The organism is Microvirga sp. TS319, from assembly GCF_041276405.1.
Lineage (GTDB): Bacteria > Pseudomonadota > Alphaproteobacteria > Rhizobiales > Beijerinckiaceae > Microvirga.
Window position 1 is genome coordinate 2,367,724 of the sequence record NZ_JBGGGT010000002.1, and the last position, 16,713, is coordinate 2,384,436.

Consider the following 16,713-nt stretch of genomic DNA (forward strand, 5'->3'; position numbering starts at 1 on the left):
GAAAATGCATTTCAACAGACGGGATGACCCATGCCTCGGATGACGTCCATCGAAACCGGTTTCTACCGCATTCCGCTGCCCACCGTCCTGACGGATTCCATGCACGGCGAGATGCGGGCCTTCGAGCTCAACACCATCCGCATCCGCGACTCGGACGGCGCCGAGGGCGTGGGCTACACCTTCACGGTCGGGCGCAACGGAGCCGCCATCGACGCGGTCCTGACCCGGGAGCTTCCGGAGATCATGGACGGCGAGGAGGCCGACGAGATCGAACGGCTCTGGCACAAGGCGTGGTGGGCGCTCCATTACGGCGGACGGGGCGGGCCGACGGTTCTGGCGATCTCCGCCTTCGACATGGCCTTGTGGGATCTCAAGGCCCGGCGCGCCGGCCTCCCGCTCTGGAAGGCCCTCGGCGGGTATGATCCGAAGGTGCCCTGCTACGCGGGCGGCATCGATCTCGACCTGCCTCTCGACGATCTGCTGCGTCAGACCGACGGCAACCTCGGCAAGGGTTTTCGGGCCATCAAGATGAAGGTCGGCCGCGCGAACCTGTTCGAGGACGTGGAGCGCGTCAAAGCGATGCGCGAGCATCTCGGGGAAGGGTTCCCTCTCATGGCGGACGCCAACATGAAATGGAGCGTCGACGGAGCCATCCGGGCGGCCCGCGCCTTTCAGCCCTTCGACCTCACCTGGCTGGAGGAGCCCACCATCCCGGACGACCCGGCGGGCCATGCCCGCATCGTCCGCGAGGGCGGGCTGCCCATCGCCGCTGGCGAAAACCTGCGCAGCTTGTGGGAGTTCAGGCTCTATGTCGCGGGCGGCGGCGTCACCTATCCGGAGCCCGACGTCACCAATTGCGGCGGCGTCACGCCGTTCATGAAGATCGCCCACCTTGCGGAGGCCTTCAACCTGCCGGTCACGAGCCACGGAGCGCACGACGTGACCGTCCATCTTCTCGCCGCCTGCCCCAACCGCTCCTATCTCGAGGCCCACGGCTTCGGGCTCGAGCGGTATATCGCCGAGCCGCTCGAGATCCGGGACGGCAACGCCCTCGCGCCGAACCGTCCGGGCCACGGCATCGCCTTCGACTGGCACGGTCTCGAACGGATCAAAGCCTGACACCCGCATTGGGAAACGCTCGCCATGAACCCATTCTCAGACACCCTTCTGGCCGGAAAGACCGCCCTGGTGACGGCGGCCGCGCAAGGCATCGGCCGCGCATCGGCGCTCGCCCTCGCCGACGCGGGCGCGGCGGTCTTCGCGACCGACATCAACGAGGAGGCGCTCGCTTCCCTGGCCGAGGAGCGCCCCGTCATCACGCCGCTGCGCCTCGACGTCCGCGACCGCGCTTCCATCGCGGCGGTCCATGAGCGCACGGGGCCGGTCGAGATCCTGTTCAACTGCGCCGGAACCGTGCATCAGGGTCCCCTGCTCGCCTGCGACGACGAGGCCTGGGACTTCTCCATGGACCTCAACGTCACGGCCATGTTCCGCATGATCCGCGCCTATCTGCCCGCCATGGTGGAGCGGGGCTCGGGATCGATCGTCAACATGAGTTCCGTCGCAGGCGCCGTCAAAGGCGTGGCGAACCGCGCCGCCTATTGCGCCACCAAGGCGGCGGTGGCGGGGCTCACCCGCTCCATCGCGGCCGATTACGTCACGGCGGGCGTGCGCTGCAACGCCATCTGTCCCGGCACGGTCGAGACGCCGTCGCTCCACGAGCGCATGCGCGCCCAGGGGGATTACGAGACCGCGCGCGCCGCCTTCATCGCCCGCCAGCCCATGGGGCGGCTCGGCACGCCGGAGGAAATCGCGGCTCTCGTCGTCTATCTCGCCAGCGACGCCGCCGCCTACACGACCGGACAGCTTCACATCATCGACGGCGGCTGGACAGGCTGATCGAGGGACATCCCGACCGCGCATGGGAATGGCAGAAAAGGGTTCAGGCATGAAAGAGCGTTTCGACCATATCGTCGTCGGCGGGGGCTCTTCAGGGTCGGTCGCGGCGGCCCGGCTGGTCAACGAGGGCGCCCGCGTGCTGCTGCTGGAAGGCGGCTATTCGCACCGCCATCCGCTCCTCGACATGCCGCCGGGGATCTTCAAGATGATCAACGGCAGCAAGTACATGCGCTATCACCACACGGTGCCGCAGGAGCATCTCGACGGGCGCGTGCACGACATTCCGCAGGCCAACGTCCTGGGCGGCGGCTCGTCGGTCAACGCTCAGGTCTACATGCGCGGACGACCCTCCGACTACGACGAATGGCACGAGCTTCTGCGCGGCGAGAACGACTATCCGGGCTGGGGCTGGGCCGACGTGCTGCCGCACTTCCGCACCATGGAGGGCAACAACCGCTTCTACAACGACCTGCACGGGGCGGATGGCCCCCTGCTCGTCTCCGATCCCGGGCACATCAACGACCTGTCGCGCTGGTTCGTGCAATCCATGCAGGCCTTGGGCGAGCCGTTCAATCCCGATTTCAACGGCCCGACGCAGCGCGGCGTCGGCTTCTACCAGTTCATGAACCGGCGCGGCAAACGCAGCAGCGCGGCCTACGCCTTTCTCGCGCCGCTCGCCGACAATCCCAATCTCGTGATCCGCCTGCAATCGCGCGTGCGCAGGATCGAGATCGAGAACGGCCGCGCCGTCGGCGTCACCTACCGCGATTCCAAGGGCACCGATCATCGGGTCCATGCCGACGGCGAGATCATCATGGCCTCGGGCTCGCTCGTGACGCCCCAGTTGCTCATGCTCTCGGGCATCGGCCCGGCCGATCGCCTGAAGGAGCATGGGATCACGTGCATCGCCGATCTCCCGGGCGTCGGCGAGAACCTGATCGACCATCCCGAGGTTCCGATGATCGCAGTGGCGAACGGCCCCCACGGCTATTACAAGCAGGGCGTCGGCTGGCGGATGCTGCTCAACGGCCTTCATTTCAGGCTGTTCAAAAGCGGTCCCATCCTGTCCGCCGGCGTGGAGGCCGGCGCTTTCGTGAACCCGGTGGACCCCGACGGCGAGCCGACGATACAGGCCTTCTGCGTGCCGATCGTCTATCTCGACCGCGATACGCTCGGCCTCGTCCAGGACACCTACGGCGTGACGATCACCACGGTGGTGGTGAAGCCGAAATCCCGCGGGTTCGTCCGCCTCCGCTCGGCCGATCCGGACGACATGCCCCTCGTCTCGCCCAATCTGCTCAAGGACCCGGCGGATGCCCGCACCATGATCGACGGGCAGCGCTTCTTCCTGCGGGCCTTCCGGACGAGCCCGCTTTCGGACAGGATCGCGCGCATCGCGATCCCCGATCCGGACGATCTCAGCGACGAGGCGCTCATGAAGCATTGCCGCCGCTTCGTGAAGACCAACTATCATCCGAGCGGCACCTGCCGGATGGGCACGTCCAGCGATCCCATGGCGGTGCTCGACGCGCGGCTGCGCGTGCGCGGCATCGACAACCTGCGGGTCTGCGATCTCTCGGCGATGCCGAACATCAACGCGGGCAACACCAACGCTCCGGCGATGATGCTCGGAAGCCGCTGCGCGGAGCTGATCACCGGGCGTCCCACGCTCACCACGGCCCAGTTCGGCCCGCGCCTGTCCGAGCAGGGCGACATGAGCGTCGCTAGCGCATCGTGCGGAAAAGTGGATCCGGTTTTCCGCTCAAACGATGCGCTCTTCTAGGCTGGAGCATCGGATCCGATCCCAAAAGTGGAGTCCACTTTTGGGTCCGATGCTCTAGCCTGAGCTGACCCTGGAGCGGTCCTCTCGGCCTCGTCAGCGCATCGTGCGAAAAAGTGGATCCCACTTCCCGCGTCCGACGCTTTACCCGGCGACCTTGACCCGCTCGGCCACCTGGATCCGGTTGCGGCCGGCCCGCTTGGCGCGGTAGAGCGCCTCGTCGGCCGCGGCATAGGCCGGGTCGAACGGCTCGAAGGCCCCACGCACGGCAACGCCGACGGACAGGGTCAACCGGACCGTCGCCTTCGCGGCAACGATGGGCGTCTTCTCCATGATGGCCAGCAGCTCACCGAGGGCGGGAAGAAGCTCGTCGACGGAGCCGGTCGACGCGATCAGCGCGAACTCCTCGCCCCCGAAGCGGCCGACCGCGCCATAGGGCGTCAGATGTCCGGCGATGATCTTTCCGACGGCCTGGAGAACGGAGTCGCCGACCTGGTGGCCGTAGGTATCGTTCACCGCCTTGAAATGATCGATGTCCATCAGCACGAGCACGACGGCCTGCTCCGCCGCGCTTTCGTTGAGCTCCACCAGGGAGCGCCGGTTGGCGAGCCCCGTGAGCATGTCGTGCCGCGCCCAATGGTCGTTGTCGCGCTCGGCCCGCATGGTGGAAACGAGCATCCCGTTGAGCCGGTAGACCGCCTTGCTCATGGCGTAGAGATAGAACGGGATCTGCAGACCGCTCAGCAACATGATCGGCTCGCCCGACAGCAACGCACCGAGACAGGCCGGCCCGAAGCTCAGCACGATCATGGCCGTCGCCAGCCGTTGCGCGGCGAAATTCCTGAAACAGATCCCGCCCATCATGGCGGCCGCCGAGAGGCATGCCAGCGCCGCCACGACCCAGTCTCCGCTCAGCAGGCTGATGAAGGCCCCGGCGCCGACGCCAAAGGCCCAGGCGAGCGCGAGAAGGAGATACAGATCCGTCGGCGTCTCCTGCTGCCGCGCCGCGCCCCGATAGGCGATCAGGATCACCCAGGTCCGCACGATCCCGAGCAGGACCTCGAGCCCGAACCAGGCCAGGAACAGCGGCTCGGGTTTGCGCAGGGCGATGACGGCCGATACCAGAATCGTATTGGCGACGCCTCCGATGAAGATCGGCAACGTCCCGAACAGGTTCGAGATCAGGGCGTGGCGGATCGCGGTCGGGACATCCTTGCCCGGGTCGGCCAGCCAGCGCGTGAACCGCCACTTCGGCAAGCTGAATGTTCTCGTCGTGTCTACCATGGACCGCCTTCACGCGTCTGTGGATCCCGCGCCCCCCAATCACGACCGTCCGGTGTACGACCGTCCGCTCCGCATGACGCAACGGAAATGTTGCCGCTACAGGATTAAGATCTGACTAGCAAAGCTGTTTTACGGGACCAAAAGCGGCAGTTATTGACCCCGACTGTCAGCACACCTTGATCTCTCCCTAAGGACACCTTCCAGTGGCTGCCCGGAGACGGTGGCAGATTCGGCAACTGCAACCTAAGGTTTCGCTACAACGTCAGACGTGAGTTCGATTTCCCGTCCGCCGCTGTAGCCTCGTGTCCCGTAGGAAAGGCAGTCCATAACCGACACGACACGAAGCTTGACCGGACAGCCCACCCCTATCGACCTGCGACTGTCGCCGGCGGGCTTGCTCGGGCACCTCCCTGTTCTTCCCGGAGCCGCCACGGCGGCAAATCCGGAGGCCCGAACCAATCTTCCGGCAGGGAGAGAATGGATGATCCCCCCTGTCACCTGAGCCCGACGGCAGCACCTGAGACGTCATTATACTTTGGTATGATGTCGCCGCATATCTGGCCTTCGGAATGAGCGCTCCTTTTGTGCGCCGCGTGGGCGTATTGCTGCATTGCAAGGCAAGAACACAGGCCATCGCCGAAATGGCAGGCAAACTCACAGGAGCTCCCAATGTTCGTTTCACTCATCCTCGCCAAGATCCAGGCCTATTTCCGCTATCGCGCCACGGTCAATGAGCTGTCGGCTCTCTCGGATCGCGAGCTCAGCGATTTCGGTATCGCCCGTTTCGAGATCGAAACGGTCGCTCGCCAGGCCGCTGCTGCCTAAAACTCTCTGCACTGCAGCAAACGCCCTCGCCCGCCTCTCGGCGGGCGTTTGTCGTTTATGGGCCCCAAGGCGTATTCACGCAACAGAACATCGAACGCAGGAAGCGGGAACCGGTTTTGCGTGGAAAGATGCACAAGACCAGAAACCTGGAGCATAAACCCAAATGTGGGTACCACTTATGGGATCAATTCGATGCTCCCCTTATCGAACAGCGCATCGGATGTGAGTTCGCTGTCACGTGCGACGCTGGGGCTGCGGCGAGATCCGCACCCTTGCCACCCTTCCGGTCGAGGCTGAAAGGATGGAATGGCTCCCCCGAAAGAGTGAGCGTCACATCTGAACAACCCGGCACGCTGGAGCTTATCCATATCCCCGGTCTTGGTTTGCCCCTAGGGATCGGCAACTCAGCGCCCCCATATGAGGGGCGCTTCTTTTTACCTGTATCCCTAGAGCATCGTGCGAAGAAGTGGGAACCGGTTCTTCGCGAAAAACGATGCTTCGCCAAAGAGAAAGAGCAAGCATTCTGACGGGATCAGAATGCTTGCTCTAGCGCGTCGTGCGGACCCAGCGGGCCGCGCGAGCGAAAAGTGGACCCGGTATTCGCTGGCGCGGCCTTTCGGGTCCGCTCAAACGATGCGCTCGTCGAAGAAGGGAGCATCGGATTCACTCCCAAAAGTGCAAATCCACTTGTCACGTCCGATGCTCTAACCCTCTCTTCACCCTTGCCTGCGATAGGCAGGGCATGACCGACACCCGTGACAACACCGCCATCTCCGAGCTCACCGGACAGCCCGTCAGCACCTGGTCCGAGGAATGGCGGATCGAGACCGAAGCCCGTACCGTCCTGAAGATGAGCAAGGAGCAGCGGGACGCCTTCTTCAACGGCCGGAAGGATGCCGATGGGAAAACCGTCGACCGCGGCGTGATCGCCATTCGGGGGCAGAAGGCCGCCGAGGGAATCAAGGCGACCATGGAGCGGCTCCAGGAGGCTCGCTCGAGGAAGGGATAAAGCGGGCCCGGCTGTCGCCGGTCCAGGTTGGGAGGACACTGGACTTTCTTCCTCCTCCCACCCATGCTTCCTAGGCCCGATCGCTGGAGCCTTGAATGACTTTGTTACGTCTATCTACAGTGGCTGGATTGCTCTTCGCTACTGTTACTCTCGCCGGTTGTGTGACTGCCGGCAATACGCTTGTACCTGTTCCCGCTCACCATACCGACCCGAATGCACGAGCGCTCATTGCTCGTGCCGTCTGGTCGGGTTCACCTGGTTGGATCGGATACCGTAAGAAGCTCTTTGACACGCGGATTAGCCCTCCGAGGTCTTTGAGAGACCAGGCCACAGGTGAAAGATATACGGTTTACTGTGTTGACGGTAAGCTCGAGGCATTGATCCTGTATCAAGAGTTCCGAACCGGCGTCAAAGTGAGTGACGAGATCGGCGGCCTTAAAATTACGACAGAGTCACAAAGGAACCGGGACTGCAACGCCGATATAGAGCCGTTTCCAGAACTCGAAGCGCTCAATCCTGCGACTTGATCTATCCGACCCGCAGTTGGATCAAATCGGCCACCCATCCTCACCCACTGCCTGGAACCTGCCGCGCTCTTCGCTCTGCTTGTCCCTGTCGTGATGGGGCTTGCAGAGGGCCTGCCGATTGTTCTCGGTATCCCAGAAGAGAGCAGTGTCTCCCTTATGCGGGATGATGTGGTCGACCACGGCAGCCGGGGTTACTCGCCCTTCCCGCTTGCACATGACGCACAGGGGATTGCGCATTAGGTAGGTCTTGCGGGCTTTCTCCCAGCGGGAGTTATAGCCTCTCTCTCGAGCGCTTCCTCTGCGCTGGTCGTATTCCCTTTTGCGGGCTCTATGGTCTAGGGGCGTGGGCATTTAGGCCTGCGGCATTCCGACGTAATGCCGCTCTACCCCGACAGGGGAGTAATTCAGTCTCTCCTAGATCCAAGGAGAAACGAGATGTTTGATCTCACCGAGCGGGCCAGACTATTAGAACTCATCAACGGAACACTTTACTCTCGCGGCGAGGCCCTGCTCTGGGAAGCAGCCGAACGATGGGACACGAACCGGAACCTGCGGGTCATTCGCGCTAACGGGGAGCAGATCTGGCCCAAAGAGCTGGCGCAACTTCTTAAGCGGCCAGATTTCCCACACTTGCCAAAGGATGGCGATCAGCCTTGGTAGGCTATCTCAGCAGCCCCAGCCTCTCGTCCATGCTCTCCTCTACATAGAGGTTGGGACTGTTATCAGACTAAAGTTTCATCACTTTCTTGATGCTTCTCCATAGTGGCGGCCGAGTCTTTGCAACCACTGCCAATGCTATCGGGATAACGATCACAATCAACGAAGCCAAAATCCATAACCAGAACCGGCTAGGTTCACTCTCTAGATCAATCCATTCAGTCAGTCGGTGTCTGGAGTCCACACTCGATGCTCAGTGATCGCAAGTACGAGTTGGTATGCGCCGAAGACCGGCAAGATCAAGAAAAGCAGGAGGCGGCGGACGTGCCTTATGAACCCCTCCTCACGATCACAGAAGCGCCTTGCCCACCCGGGCGTTCCGTCCGTTTCATCCCGCGGTTCAGGCATACTCGGGCCCATACAGATTGTTTGGACCCATAGTAGCGTGATGAATGTATTTACCTCAACAGGCCGAGCCCCTCAGCCGCGCTCTCTTTCACGTAGAGACCAGGACTGATCTCTACCATGACGACGCCATCGTCTCGAATATCGGACTTGCGAGCGTTCGGTTTCAGCGTAAGTTGTGGGGCCAAATCAGTTGTCTCACTAAGGCACAGAGGAATGAAACTTCGCGCCTATCCGAATGTGCCAGCGTTCGTCCTTGCCCTATTCAGCGCGATCTGCTTCGGGGCCCTGCTCTTTGCATGCTGGATCCTTCCCGAGACTTGTGACCCCTCCTCAGTAAGATGGTTCACCCGCGAAGCCGTCTGCAAGCCATTCTTCCGGACGCTTTACTTCATCTCAACCGTTGGCTTGTTCGGCCTGGGAGGTGTGGCGTCCCTGTTTCTCACATACATCCTGTTGAGAAGACGATGAATGGCTCCCTTTGAGAGATGTCGACATGGAACCCCCCGCGCGATCATCTCGCCGGGGCAGCATTCTAACAGCATTAGGCTTTGCGATGTTCCTGAGATGGTATCGAGTGTTCTGCGTTCTCGTCGCCGTTGGCCTTGCAATCTTGGAATACAACAAGCTCGAAAGCTGGCAGGACGCAGCCAAAGGGTTTGCACTCATGCTCGTTGCCGGTGAGGTAGTCTATTGGGGGCGAATGTTCAGGAACAGGGTAAGCGATTGGTCACGCGCGAAAACTCGTTCGCATATTGAGAGCGCCAAGCAGCAAAAAGCCGCCTCAGAATGACCGGGCGGCGGGAATTTAACTCTCAGTAGCGAGCGCTATTTGCGCAAAAGATGGGGCCTGGCCGTACCAACCCAAGTATGCCCATCCTTTGGCGCCTTCCAGGGATTTCCGAAGGCCTTCCTGGGCCCGACATCACGCTCAGCAGCAAGGGCCGCTCGAATGGCAGATCTCTCACGTCGGTGCTCAGCAACCTTGAACGGCTTGTCACTCGGAGCCGTCGTTATGCCAATGATCGGAGTCTTTCGCCGAGACCGGGACATCGTACTTCTCGCTAGGACATACAAAGCCCGTTTGGCGCGTCTTTCAAAGCTAACGAAATCCGGGTGAAAATCACCGAGAGTGCTTTAAGAACTTATTTCTAGCGCAATGGTTCAACCGCGGCAAGATTCGGCAAGGTTATCCACTCACTCTGCCCCTTGCAGCCGCTGCAACTCCGTCGCCTTCATCTGCACCTTCGTGCCCGTGCCGATGAAGTCGAGCAGCACTTCAACCCTGCCCTTTGAGAGCATGGAGCCGACACGAGCCTGAAGGTCGGTGAAGGCTCCTGCGGTCAGGCGCACCGTCTCTCCGGGCGTATACTGCGGGCCGACATCCGGCAGGCGGGTAAAGTCGAACTCGCCGGCCGAGTCCCGCTCGAGCAGCCGCGCCATGGGATGCGGCGAATCCTCGGGCGCTGGGATGCGTGCAGGCACCCCATAGCCATCCCTGACAACCCCTTCTCCGCCACGGAGCTTGTAGAAGTCCTGATCCGGGCGGAGGCCAATGAAGAGATACCGCGGGAAGAGCGGGTTCTCCCGTTCCTCCTTCTTGCGGGCATGCACGACCCAGCGCTTGGTCTGGGGGAGATGGGTCTGAGATCCGGCACGACGGAAGCCCAGCTGCGCCGCCGTTCGCATTTGGGATTGCAGACGACCACGAACCAGGCGCAGCCTTCGAACGTCTCCGGAGGCGGACGATCGATGATGAGAGATCGGAGGTAGTGAACCTGTCCGATGTCGGCAGACAGCTGAAGGCGGGGAGATTGGTCATGCTGCTGTTATCCGTTGGCTGTGGCGTGAAGCTGCACTCCTTCTTTCTGCCTTTGTCACGGACCTCTCGGCTGCTCTGGAGGCCTCCAGCTTATGCGGGGCAGACATGAGGGGCGCCTTAAGGTGCGGATCATCCATACGACCTTCGAGCGGGCCTATTCGTCAAATCGCGCCGAGCAGATCTGGCTCCCGGAGCACGTGAAGCATTCAACGAGGTAGCGCCTGAGGAGCTAACGGTGGCGCTTGCCCACGCCATCCACATCGGGCAGAGCCAAGGCGACCTTTTGGCCCTGCCCTGGTCGGCTTATGGCGGGAAGGCCATCAGCCTCCGCCAGGGCAAGACCTGCCGGCACGTCTATATCCCGTGCACCCGGGCCCTGAAGGAGACGCTGGACGCCCTGCCTCGCCGAGCCATCCAGATCCTCACCCGGTCGGACGGGACGGCATGGACAAGGGATGCTTCAAACAGGCCTGGCGGGACACCTACAGCAAGACCGGCCTGAAGGCAGACCTGCATTTTCACGATTTGCGAGGAACGGCCGTTACAATGTTAGCCGAGGCTGACCCACGGTGCGAGATCGCGACCATCACCGGCCACACCCAAGCTCATGCACAGAAGATTTTGGATCGATATTTAGCCCGGACTCGCACTCTGGCAGGATCAGCCATCGCCAAGCTCGACGAGCACCGCCGGAACAAAACCGGCGCATAATCTGCAAACTGATTTGCAAACTGAAGGTTGGAGTGAGAACCCAAGATGCCCGTAAGTTCTTGGAATATAATGGTCGGAGCGAGAGGATTTGAACCTCCGACCCCTAGTCCCCCAGACTAGTGCGCTAACCGGGCTGCGCTACGCTCCGACGCCTCAACGGCTTGGATCATCTAGCGATTTCGACCCCCGGACGCAACCCCAAAATTCAGGTTCGGACGGCAAGCGGACCGAACGGCACGGTTCGGGACGCAAAGTCCCGAAAAAGTCCCGAACCTGCGTTCTGGGCTTGTTCCCGCCCCTCTCGCTATCGGGAGGATGGGATGAGCTCCATCATCCGCACATCCTTCGGCCCCGTCTGCGCGGCGTGCCAGTCGCCCTTGGGCCCGACCTTGGGCCCGAGGAAGACGATCGGGACGAGTGCGACACCTGCGGCGGGGAAGGTATCAGCTGCGAAGAGATCGAAGATGACATCTACCCCGAAAGCCTTCCTGCCCCTCTCACGGCTTGGAGAGCGGCATCACCATCATCGGTTCCATAAGGCCCGCTATCGGAAATTCGCAACGGCCCTCGCGGCGAGCCAGCGGGTTTCCCGTCTGGTCCACAAACTACTGAGAAGGCCGTTGCCCCTCCTATTTGGTCACTGGCGGAGCCGTGGTGCTGATCTTTTTGACCATGTCCATGCACTCGGCTTCCTTGCCCTGCGTATCAAGCTGCTTTGCCTGTTGGATCATTTGCATGTTTTGATTGGCGGCTGCCGGAGTGCCGGTCGTTGTCGGAGTTGAACCTGTCGTGGCAGGTCCGGCCCCTTCCTGCCGTGCTGTGACGGACTTCTCCAACTCGGCAATGCGGTCGGTGCATGGCCCTGCAAACCCAGGACTGACCAAGATGAGAGCGAGGGTTGAGCCAAGGAAGATGCGACCAAGCATATCGGTTCTCCTGCTACGAAGAGCCCCTGCAATAAACCCGCTCCAGATAAGCCGCGTTCCTAGATTTCCGTTTATCCGTTCACACGAGGCACAACTCTTGACGCAACGACCTGAAATTCTTGAGTTCCATAAAAAGCCTTCGCAAAATCGCATCGAGCATTCCGCCCTCACCTCTCCCCTTGCTCTGGATGAGAGGGAACACCCCGATGCCTCGTTTCCTCCCGTTAAGCATTTAGAATTATGACGATTTCGCCAAAATTCCCAGGCAGTCCAGTTTTGATCTCGCATAGTATCCCTCCTGCCAAGGTTTAGGGAGGCAACTACGAAAATGTTACTTGGTGCAGGCGCTCTCGCCATTGCCGTCGTGGCTGCGATACCGGCAGTCGCACAAAACATTGCGACCAACCCGAACGTCGCACTCAAGGTTGGGCAGTCGGCCATTATCCACGGCAATCGTCCTCAAGCATGCGGAAGCCCGGCTCCGAGCTGGGCAAATACCATCCCAACTTTGCCGCCGACTCAGCTCGGCACATTCTCTGATGGTGGGGCTGGCACACGCGCTAGTCGCGCTTGTGGGGGCGTCGTGCCAGCTCGCGCCATTCGTTTCAAAGCGACCAAGAAAGGGACCGAAGTATTAAATCTATATGGAGACAGTATTACGATTACAGTAAGGTGAGATCCTGGCCCGCCTCTGCAGATTGGCCCCTCCTGTCTCCGACGATCTTCAACCCTCTCTTCACCCTTCCCTGCCATAGGCAGGGCATGACCGACACCCGTGACAACACCGCCTTCTCCGAGCTCACCGGCGAGCCCGTCAGCACCTCGTCCGAGGAATGGCGGATCCAGACCGAAGCCCGTACCGTCCTGAAGATGAGCAAGGAGCAGCGGGACGCCTTCCTCAACGGCCGGAAGGACGCCGATGGGAAGACCATCGACCGCGGCGTGATCCGCATCTGAGGGCCGAAGGCCGAAGGCTGCCGGGGAGATCGAGGCAACCATGGAGACGCTGCAGGACGTCCGCTCCAGGACAGCATAGCGCAGGCGGCGCATGACCAGCTTATCCCCGTTCTTCACCGCGTAACACTATCGAAATGGATAGGTTCTGGACTCCTGCGCCATTGCCAGACATGTTCCCTATTCGTTCTCAGGGAGTCGGGCAGAGGCATGAAACGGGAGAAGCTGACAACGGAGCAGGTCCTTGAGGCTCGGCTTCGCTATGCCGCAGGCGAAAGAGAATTCACCAAGCTCGCTCGCGACTATGGGGTCAGTCGGCCGACGATCACCAATGCCGTGCTTGGCTACACCTTCAAGCATCTGCCCATGCCGCCGCGGCGTGTTCCATGACGCCGCCCGATAATTCACGCCCGTGCTAAGGCTCGTGCATCGTGCGAAAAAAGGAGACCCGGTTTTTCGTTCAAGCGATGCGCTGCTCGCGACACGGGCCGGGCTTCCTCCGGTCAAGCCATCACGGAGGGTCAGAGGCAGTCGATCGGGGCGGATCGGATTTTCGAAGAGCCGTGAGCCGCTGCCGGACCTCCCCGGCGCAGGCGGCATATCCCGCGCCGTCGATATAATCGTCGATGTTGAACGATCCCGAATAGCGCCGGGCGATCTTCAGGCCCTCCAGGAGATTGCAGACGTCATGGGCATCCAGCGGGCGGCTGGTCGCGATCCCGGCCGCCGTGAGAATTCCATTGAAGAGCGACGCTGTTCGGGAGAAGGTTTCGAGCGCGTCGCCGTGGGTCTTGGCGCGATCCCCGCCGATCAGGTCGGCAGCGCTCGACGCAATGGCGGTCGCCGGTGTGAACATCATGATCATCCCATTCCTGAAGGCAGCAGCGAAAAGGCACGGACAGGAACCTGCCCCGCTGCAATGATGTCGTTCGAGAGCATCGGATGCGGGCTCGATGTCACGTCCGATGCAGCAACCATTCATCGTCATGGCCGCACTTGGTTTACGGCCATCCACATCTTCGGGAACCACTGCGCCACAAAGACGTGGATGCCCGGCCCCGAGCCGGGCATGACGAGAGTGATGCTCCCCCCATGGAGCGGCGCATCGTTTGAGCCAAAAGCCGGGTCCACTGTTTCGCGCGATGCGCTAATGGGGAAGCTTGCTGAAGAACGTCATGACGGTGGCGATCCCTGCCAGCCAGGCGCCGACGATCCAGCGGACAAGCCATGTCCGGCTGTCCTCCAGACTGGAGACCCTGCCGTCGACGGCGGCATTCATCTGCTCGATCTCCTTGCGGGGCACGAAGTGGACGGATTGCTCGTCCATCTTCTGCGTCAGGTTGCGCACGTCACGGGCGAGGTTCTTGAACTCTGTCCTCAACTCGCCCCTGAACTCCGCGAATTCGACCTTGAAGGCGGTCAGGCCCGTGTCGTCGCTCATGAGCGAACCTTCATCCGACCGACCACGGCCGGGATGACCCTCTCGGCCGACCGATAGCCGCCAAGCCCAAGAAGCCCGTAGAGAAGCGGATAGAGCTGATCCGGCGGGATCATGTGCAGGCCGAACGGCACTCCCGCCCACGAGGCCAGGAGCCCGAAGCCGCACACCCAACCCACGAAGGGCCGCCAGCCCTTCTGGAACCAGGTCTCGGATTGGGCGTCGGCCAGATTGATGGCGATCTGCCGGGTTCGCTCTTCCGCCGTGGTCTTGATCTCATCCGGGCTCGTGCCGGTCGTATCCGTCTTCAGCGCATCCAGAATGACGGGAGCGATGACCTCGCTGACGATTGCGCCGATTGCTGCTCCTGCGGCCATCACGACCTCCTTCTCATGGCAATAAAAAAGGCCCGGAGCAGAGCGCCGAGCCGTGAGGTTTTCGGGGGATCGATGGGTTCGATGTCGGGAGGCTGCGGGACATGGTCCGCCCAGGCTCTCAACGCCTCCTCGGCCCACTTCAGGCGACTGTCGTAGTGCTTGATGCCGGCCCTGAGGAACGCCTTCTCGAAGGCAATGACCTTGTCGCGCAAGCCGCTCGCCTGCTTCACGGCGGGAACGGCCCTTTTCTCGGAGCCTTTCAGTTCCTCGAGGAGAAAACCGTAATTCGCCCTGTCGGAGGCCGGATCCAGGGCGAGCGCCGTGCAGAACGCCTCATAGGCCCTGCGGCGCGGCCCGGTCCATTGCGACCATCCGTAGCCGCCGCGGGAGCCCTTCACCAAGGGCTCGCGCTCCTGAAGGCTGCGGAAGCCGCTGCATTCGTGACCCAGATTGCCGAGGATGGCCGCCGCGTCATCCGCATCCAGCGGAAAGTCGCGCATGAGATCGGCCATCACCTTCGGCGCTTTCGTCCGGAAGATGTCCGTCACTGTCAGTTGTCCTTAAAAAAATGCCGCCCTGCGGCGGCTCGTGTTTGATATTCGACGAAGGGCTAGCGCATCGTTCTCGCGACGATGCGCTAGAGCTCGGCGTTCAAGACAAGATTTTGAATCGCTCGCGTCGTTTGATGCGCATTCAGCACTTTCCCGTCGTTGGTGACGGCGGTGAAGCCTGGGCCGCCCCCGGCGATGGCGGGCGTGGTTCTCATCTGAATGGGAAGCGCCAGTGTGCCGAAGGCGGACGGCGTATCAACGACGACAGAGAGCGTTTGGTAGTACCGATAGCAAAGAGCCAACTCTTGCCCATACGGACGCTGCGCGAACTCGGTCGCCGTCGAGCCTCTTTCCATCTTGATTTTGGAAAGCGTGAACTGTGTAAAGGGAGTCGAAGGAACATCGACCCATAGAAAAACCGTGATGTTTCCTAAGCTCGGCGGAAGGATCGCCGTTTTTGAGAACGGATCCTCTTCTATGGGACCCTGAGCAATCACGGTCACGCCGCTGCCGAAGATCACCCCCTGGTTCGGGAGCCACCAGTCCGAAATGAAGTCTCCGGTGGCTCCTGACAAGATCGCCCAGTTCAGGCGGTTCGTTCCGTCGAGGCCGCTTATTCTCCCGCTGAGCGTCACGGCCTGCGATGCAAGATCCTGAAGATTCGCGCTTTCGATGACTTGGGCGACGCCGAGCTTTTGCACAGAGCCGGTCGTGTTCATGAACTTGCCACCGCCGCCCGCCGGCTGGCTGTAGGCGATGCCGCCGCTCTCGGAGAGGATATACCACCGATCGAAGCCGTAGGTATTGTCGGCGGCGGTTCCCGTGCCACGCTGACAGATGCGGAAGTCGCCATTGATGAGCCGGTTCCCCGTATCGGTCGAGGGAATGGTGGCCGTATTGGTGACGGTCAAGGTATTGGAGCCATCGTCATACGTGAGGGCGATTCCTCGGCCCGGCTGGAGCAGCGCCGCCACCCGATCGTCCACGGCCTCGGAGAAATCCATCACCTGCGAAGCCGTATGGGTGTGGTTTTCCGCTGCCGCAGCGATCGCGGATCGTGCCGCCGCCGCATCCAGTGCCGTCACAAGCGCCCGCCCGACGCTCGTGCTGTCCGAAATCTGCGAAGCCGGATGCGTATGGCTCGCGGCTGCCGCACCAATCGCGGACCTTGCCGCGGTTGCACTGGCGGCCGTGAGAACGGCGCGTCCAACGGGCGTGCTGTCGGAAATGTCCGTAGACGGATGCGTATGAGCCTCCGGCGGAAATTCGGCCGGCTTGTCGGTCAGCTCGTTCCATGACTGGCTATGGGTCGGAAGGTTGACGAGCTCGACGCGCTCGTTCGTGTCAGCCGCCTCGTTCCAGACGTGGACGAAGCGCCCCTCGTTGTCGGCGGGCGTCACCTCGACGAGAGAAGGAATGTCGCTTTCGATGGTGACCGTGCCGCCGGTCGCGGTCGCCTTGATGCCGCCCGTGGCGACGATCTTGCCGGGCCAGCGCGGCAGCACCTCGATTTGAACGCCCCCGGGGGCGGAAGGAAAGAGCGCCATG

Annotated in this window: 19 protein-coding genes and 1 tRNA gene; 10 read left to right on the forward strand and 10 right to left on the reverse strand. The window is 61.7% G+C overall.

The window, feature by feature from the left end; genetic code table 11:
• Positions 1–30 precede the first annotated feature (30 nt).
• The 3 genes from AB8841_RS20480 to AB8841_RS20490 are packed head-to-tail and all read left to right on the forward strand — an operon-like array spanning position 31 to position 3,682.
• Entirely contained in the window at positions 31–1,119 is a 1,089-nt protein-coding gene (locus AB8841_RS20480) for a mandelate racemase/muconate lactonizing enzyme family protein (RefSeq protein ID WP_370437642.1), read from the forward strand.
• Between the two features lie 24 nt (positions 1,120–1,143).
• Entirely contained in the window at positions 1,144–1,899 is a 756-nt protein-coding gene (locus AB8841_RS20485) for an SDR family oxidoreductase (RefSeq protein WP_370437643.1), read from the forward strand.
• Positions 1,900–1,948: 49 nt separating this feature from the next.
• On the forward strand, positions 1,949–3,682 hold the full coding sequence (locus AB8841_RS20490) for a GMC family oxidoreductase (protein ID WP_370437644.1): 1,734 nt from the start codon (positions 1,949–1,951) through the stop codon (positions 3,680–3,682).
• A gap of 141 nt (positions 3,683–3,823) precedes the next feature.
• Here AB8841_RS20490 and AB8841_RS20495 read toward each other — a convergent pair whose 3' ends face one another.
• Positions 3,824–4,963 (reverse strand): diguanylate cyclase, encoded by a 1,140-nt coding sequence (locus AB8841_RS20495; protein WP_370437645.1) that lies wholly within the window; start codon positions 4,961–4,963, stop codon positions 3,824–3,826.
• A 669-nt stretch (positions 4,964–5,632) separates the two neighbouring features.
• Between AB8841_RS20495 and AB8841_RS20500 the strand changes: the two genes are divergently transcribed.
• Complete coding sequence (locus AB8841_RS20500; RefSeq protein ID WP_370437646.1) at positions 5,633–5,788, forward strand: DUF1127 domain-containing protein; 156 nt, start codon at positions 5,633–5,635, stop codon at positions 5,786–5,788.
• Between the two features lie 742 nt (positions 5,789–6,530).
• The gene (locus AB8841_RS20505; protein ID WP_370437647.1) at positions 6,531–6,797 is read left to right on the forward strand and encodes a hypothetical protein; all 267 of its coding nucleotides are present in this window, start codon (positions 6,531–6,533) and stop codon (positions 6,795–6,797) included.
• A 548-nt stretch (positions 6,798–7,345) separates the two neighbouring features.
• Here the strand turns inward: AB8841_RS20505 and AB8841_RS20510 are convergent.
• Positions 7,346–7,675, reverse strand: coding sequence for an HNH endonuclease (locus AB8841_RS20510; protein ID WP_370437648.1), 330 nt, complete (start codon positions 7,673–7,675; stop codon positions 7,346–7,348).
• Positions 7,676–7,759: 84 nt separating this feature from the next.
• Between AB8841_RS20510 and AB8841_RS20515 the strand changes: the two genes are divergently transcribed.
• Both AB8841_RS20515 and AB8841_RS20520 read left to right on the forward strand, forming a co-directional pair.
• Positions 7,760–7,984, forward strand: coding sequence for a hypothetical protein (locus AB8841_RS20515; protein ID WP_370437649.1), 225 nt, complete (start codon positions 7,760–7,762; stop codon positions 7,982–7,984).
• Positions 7,985–8,882: 898 nt separating this feature from the next.
• The gene (locus AB8841_RS20520) at positions 8,883–9,179 is read left to right on the forward strand and encodes a hypothetical protein (RefSeq protein WP_370437650.1); all 297 of its coding nucleotides are present in this window, start codon (positions 8,883–8,885) and stop codon (positions 9,177–9,179) included.
• 404 nt (positions 9,180–9,583) lie between these two features.
• Here the strand turns inward: AB8841_RS20520 and AB8841_RS20525 are convergent, their stop codons facing one another.
• Entirely contained in the window at positions 9,584–10,075 is a 492-nt protein-coding gene (locus AB8841_RS20525) for a transcription termination/antitermination protein NusG (protein ID WP_370437651.1), read from the reverse strand.
• Between the two features lie 577 nt (positions 10,076–10,652).
• On the opposite strand from AB8841_RS20525, the gene AB8841_RS20530 reads away from it, so the two are divergent.
• Positions 10,653–10,919, forward strand: a complete 267-nt coding sequence (locus tag AB8841_RS20530; protein ID WP_370437652.1) for a hypothetical protein — start codon at positions 10,653–10,655, stop codon at positions 10,917–10,919.
• A gap of 70 nt (positions 10,920–10,989) precedes the next feature.
• On the opposite strand, the gene AB8841_RS20535 is transcribed toward AB8841_RS20530, so the two are convergent.
• Both AB8841_RS20535 and AB8841_RS20540 read right to left on the reverse strand, forming a co-directional pair.
• Positions 10,990–11,067: transfer RNA gene (locus AB8841_RS20535), tRNA-Pro, on the reverse strand.
• 481 nt (positions 11,068–11,548) lie between these two features.
• Positions 11,549–11,845: a hypothetical protein gene (locus AB8841_RS20540; RefSeq protein WP_370437653.1), complete on the reverse strand. Its 297-nt coding sequence runs from the start codon at positions 11,843–11,845 to the stop codon at positions 11,549–11,551.
• A 762-nt stretch (positions 11,846–12,607) separates the two neighbouring features.
• Here AB8841_RS20540 and AB8841_RS20545 point away from each other — a divergent pair.
• Positions 12,608–12,802, forward strand: coding sequence for a hypothetical protein (locus AB8841_RS20545; RefSeq protein WP_370437654.1), 195 nt, complete (start codon positions 12,608–12,610; stop codon positions 12,800–12,802).
• A gap of 207 nt (positions 12,803–13,009) precedes the next feature.
• A complete protein-coding gene (locus tag AB8841_RS20550) occupies positions 13,010–13,189 on the forward strand; it encodes a hypothetical protein (RefSeq protein WP_370437655.1) in 180 nt (59 codons plus the stop codon).
• 121 nt (positions 13,190–13,310) lie between these two features.
• On the opposite strand, the gene AB8841_RS20555 is transcribed toward AB8841_RS20550, so the two are convergent.
• The 5 genes from AB8841_RS20555 to AB8841_RS20575 all read right to left on the reverse strand — a co-directional run bounded on the left by AB8841_RS20555 (position 13,311) and on the right by AB8841_RS20575 (position 16,712).
• On the reverse strand, positions 13,311–13,658 hold the full coding sequence (locus AB8841_RS20555; protein WP_370437656.1) for a DUF6378 domain-containing protein: 348 nt from the start codon (positions 13,656–13,658) through the stop codon (positions 13,311–13,313).
• A 288-nt stretch (positions 13,659–13,946) separates the two neighbouring features.
• Positions 13,947–14,240, reverse strand: coding sequence for a hypothetical protein (locus tag AB8841_RS20560; protein ID WP_370437657.1), 294 nt, complete (start codon positions 14,238–14,240; stop codon positions 13,947–13,949).
• A complete protein-coding gene (locus tag AB8841_RS20565; protein ID WP_370437658.1) occupies positions 14,237–14,614 on the reverse strand; it encodes a 3TM-type holin in 378 nt (125 codons plus the stop codon). Before AB8841_RS20565 ends, AB8841_RS20560 begins: the two co-directional genes overlap by 4 nt.
• Positions 14,614–15,162: a phage tail tip lysozyme gene (locus AB8841_RS20570; RefSeq protein ID WP_370437659.1), complete on the reverse strand. Its 549-nt coding sequence runs from the start codon at positions 15,160–15,162 to the stop codon at positions 14,614–14,616. Before AB8841_RS20570 ends, AB8841_RS20565 begins: the two co-directional genes overlap by 1 nt.
• An 89-nt stretch (positions 15,163–15,251) precedes the next feature.
• On the reverse strand, positions 15,252–16,712 hold the full coding sequence (locus tag AB8841_RS20575) for a hypothetical protein (RefSeq protein ID WP_370437660.1): 1,461 nt from the start codon (positions 16,710–16,712) through the stop codon (positions 15,252–15,254).
• Between the last annotated feature and the right edge of the window lies 1 nt (position 16,713).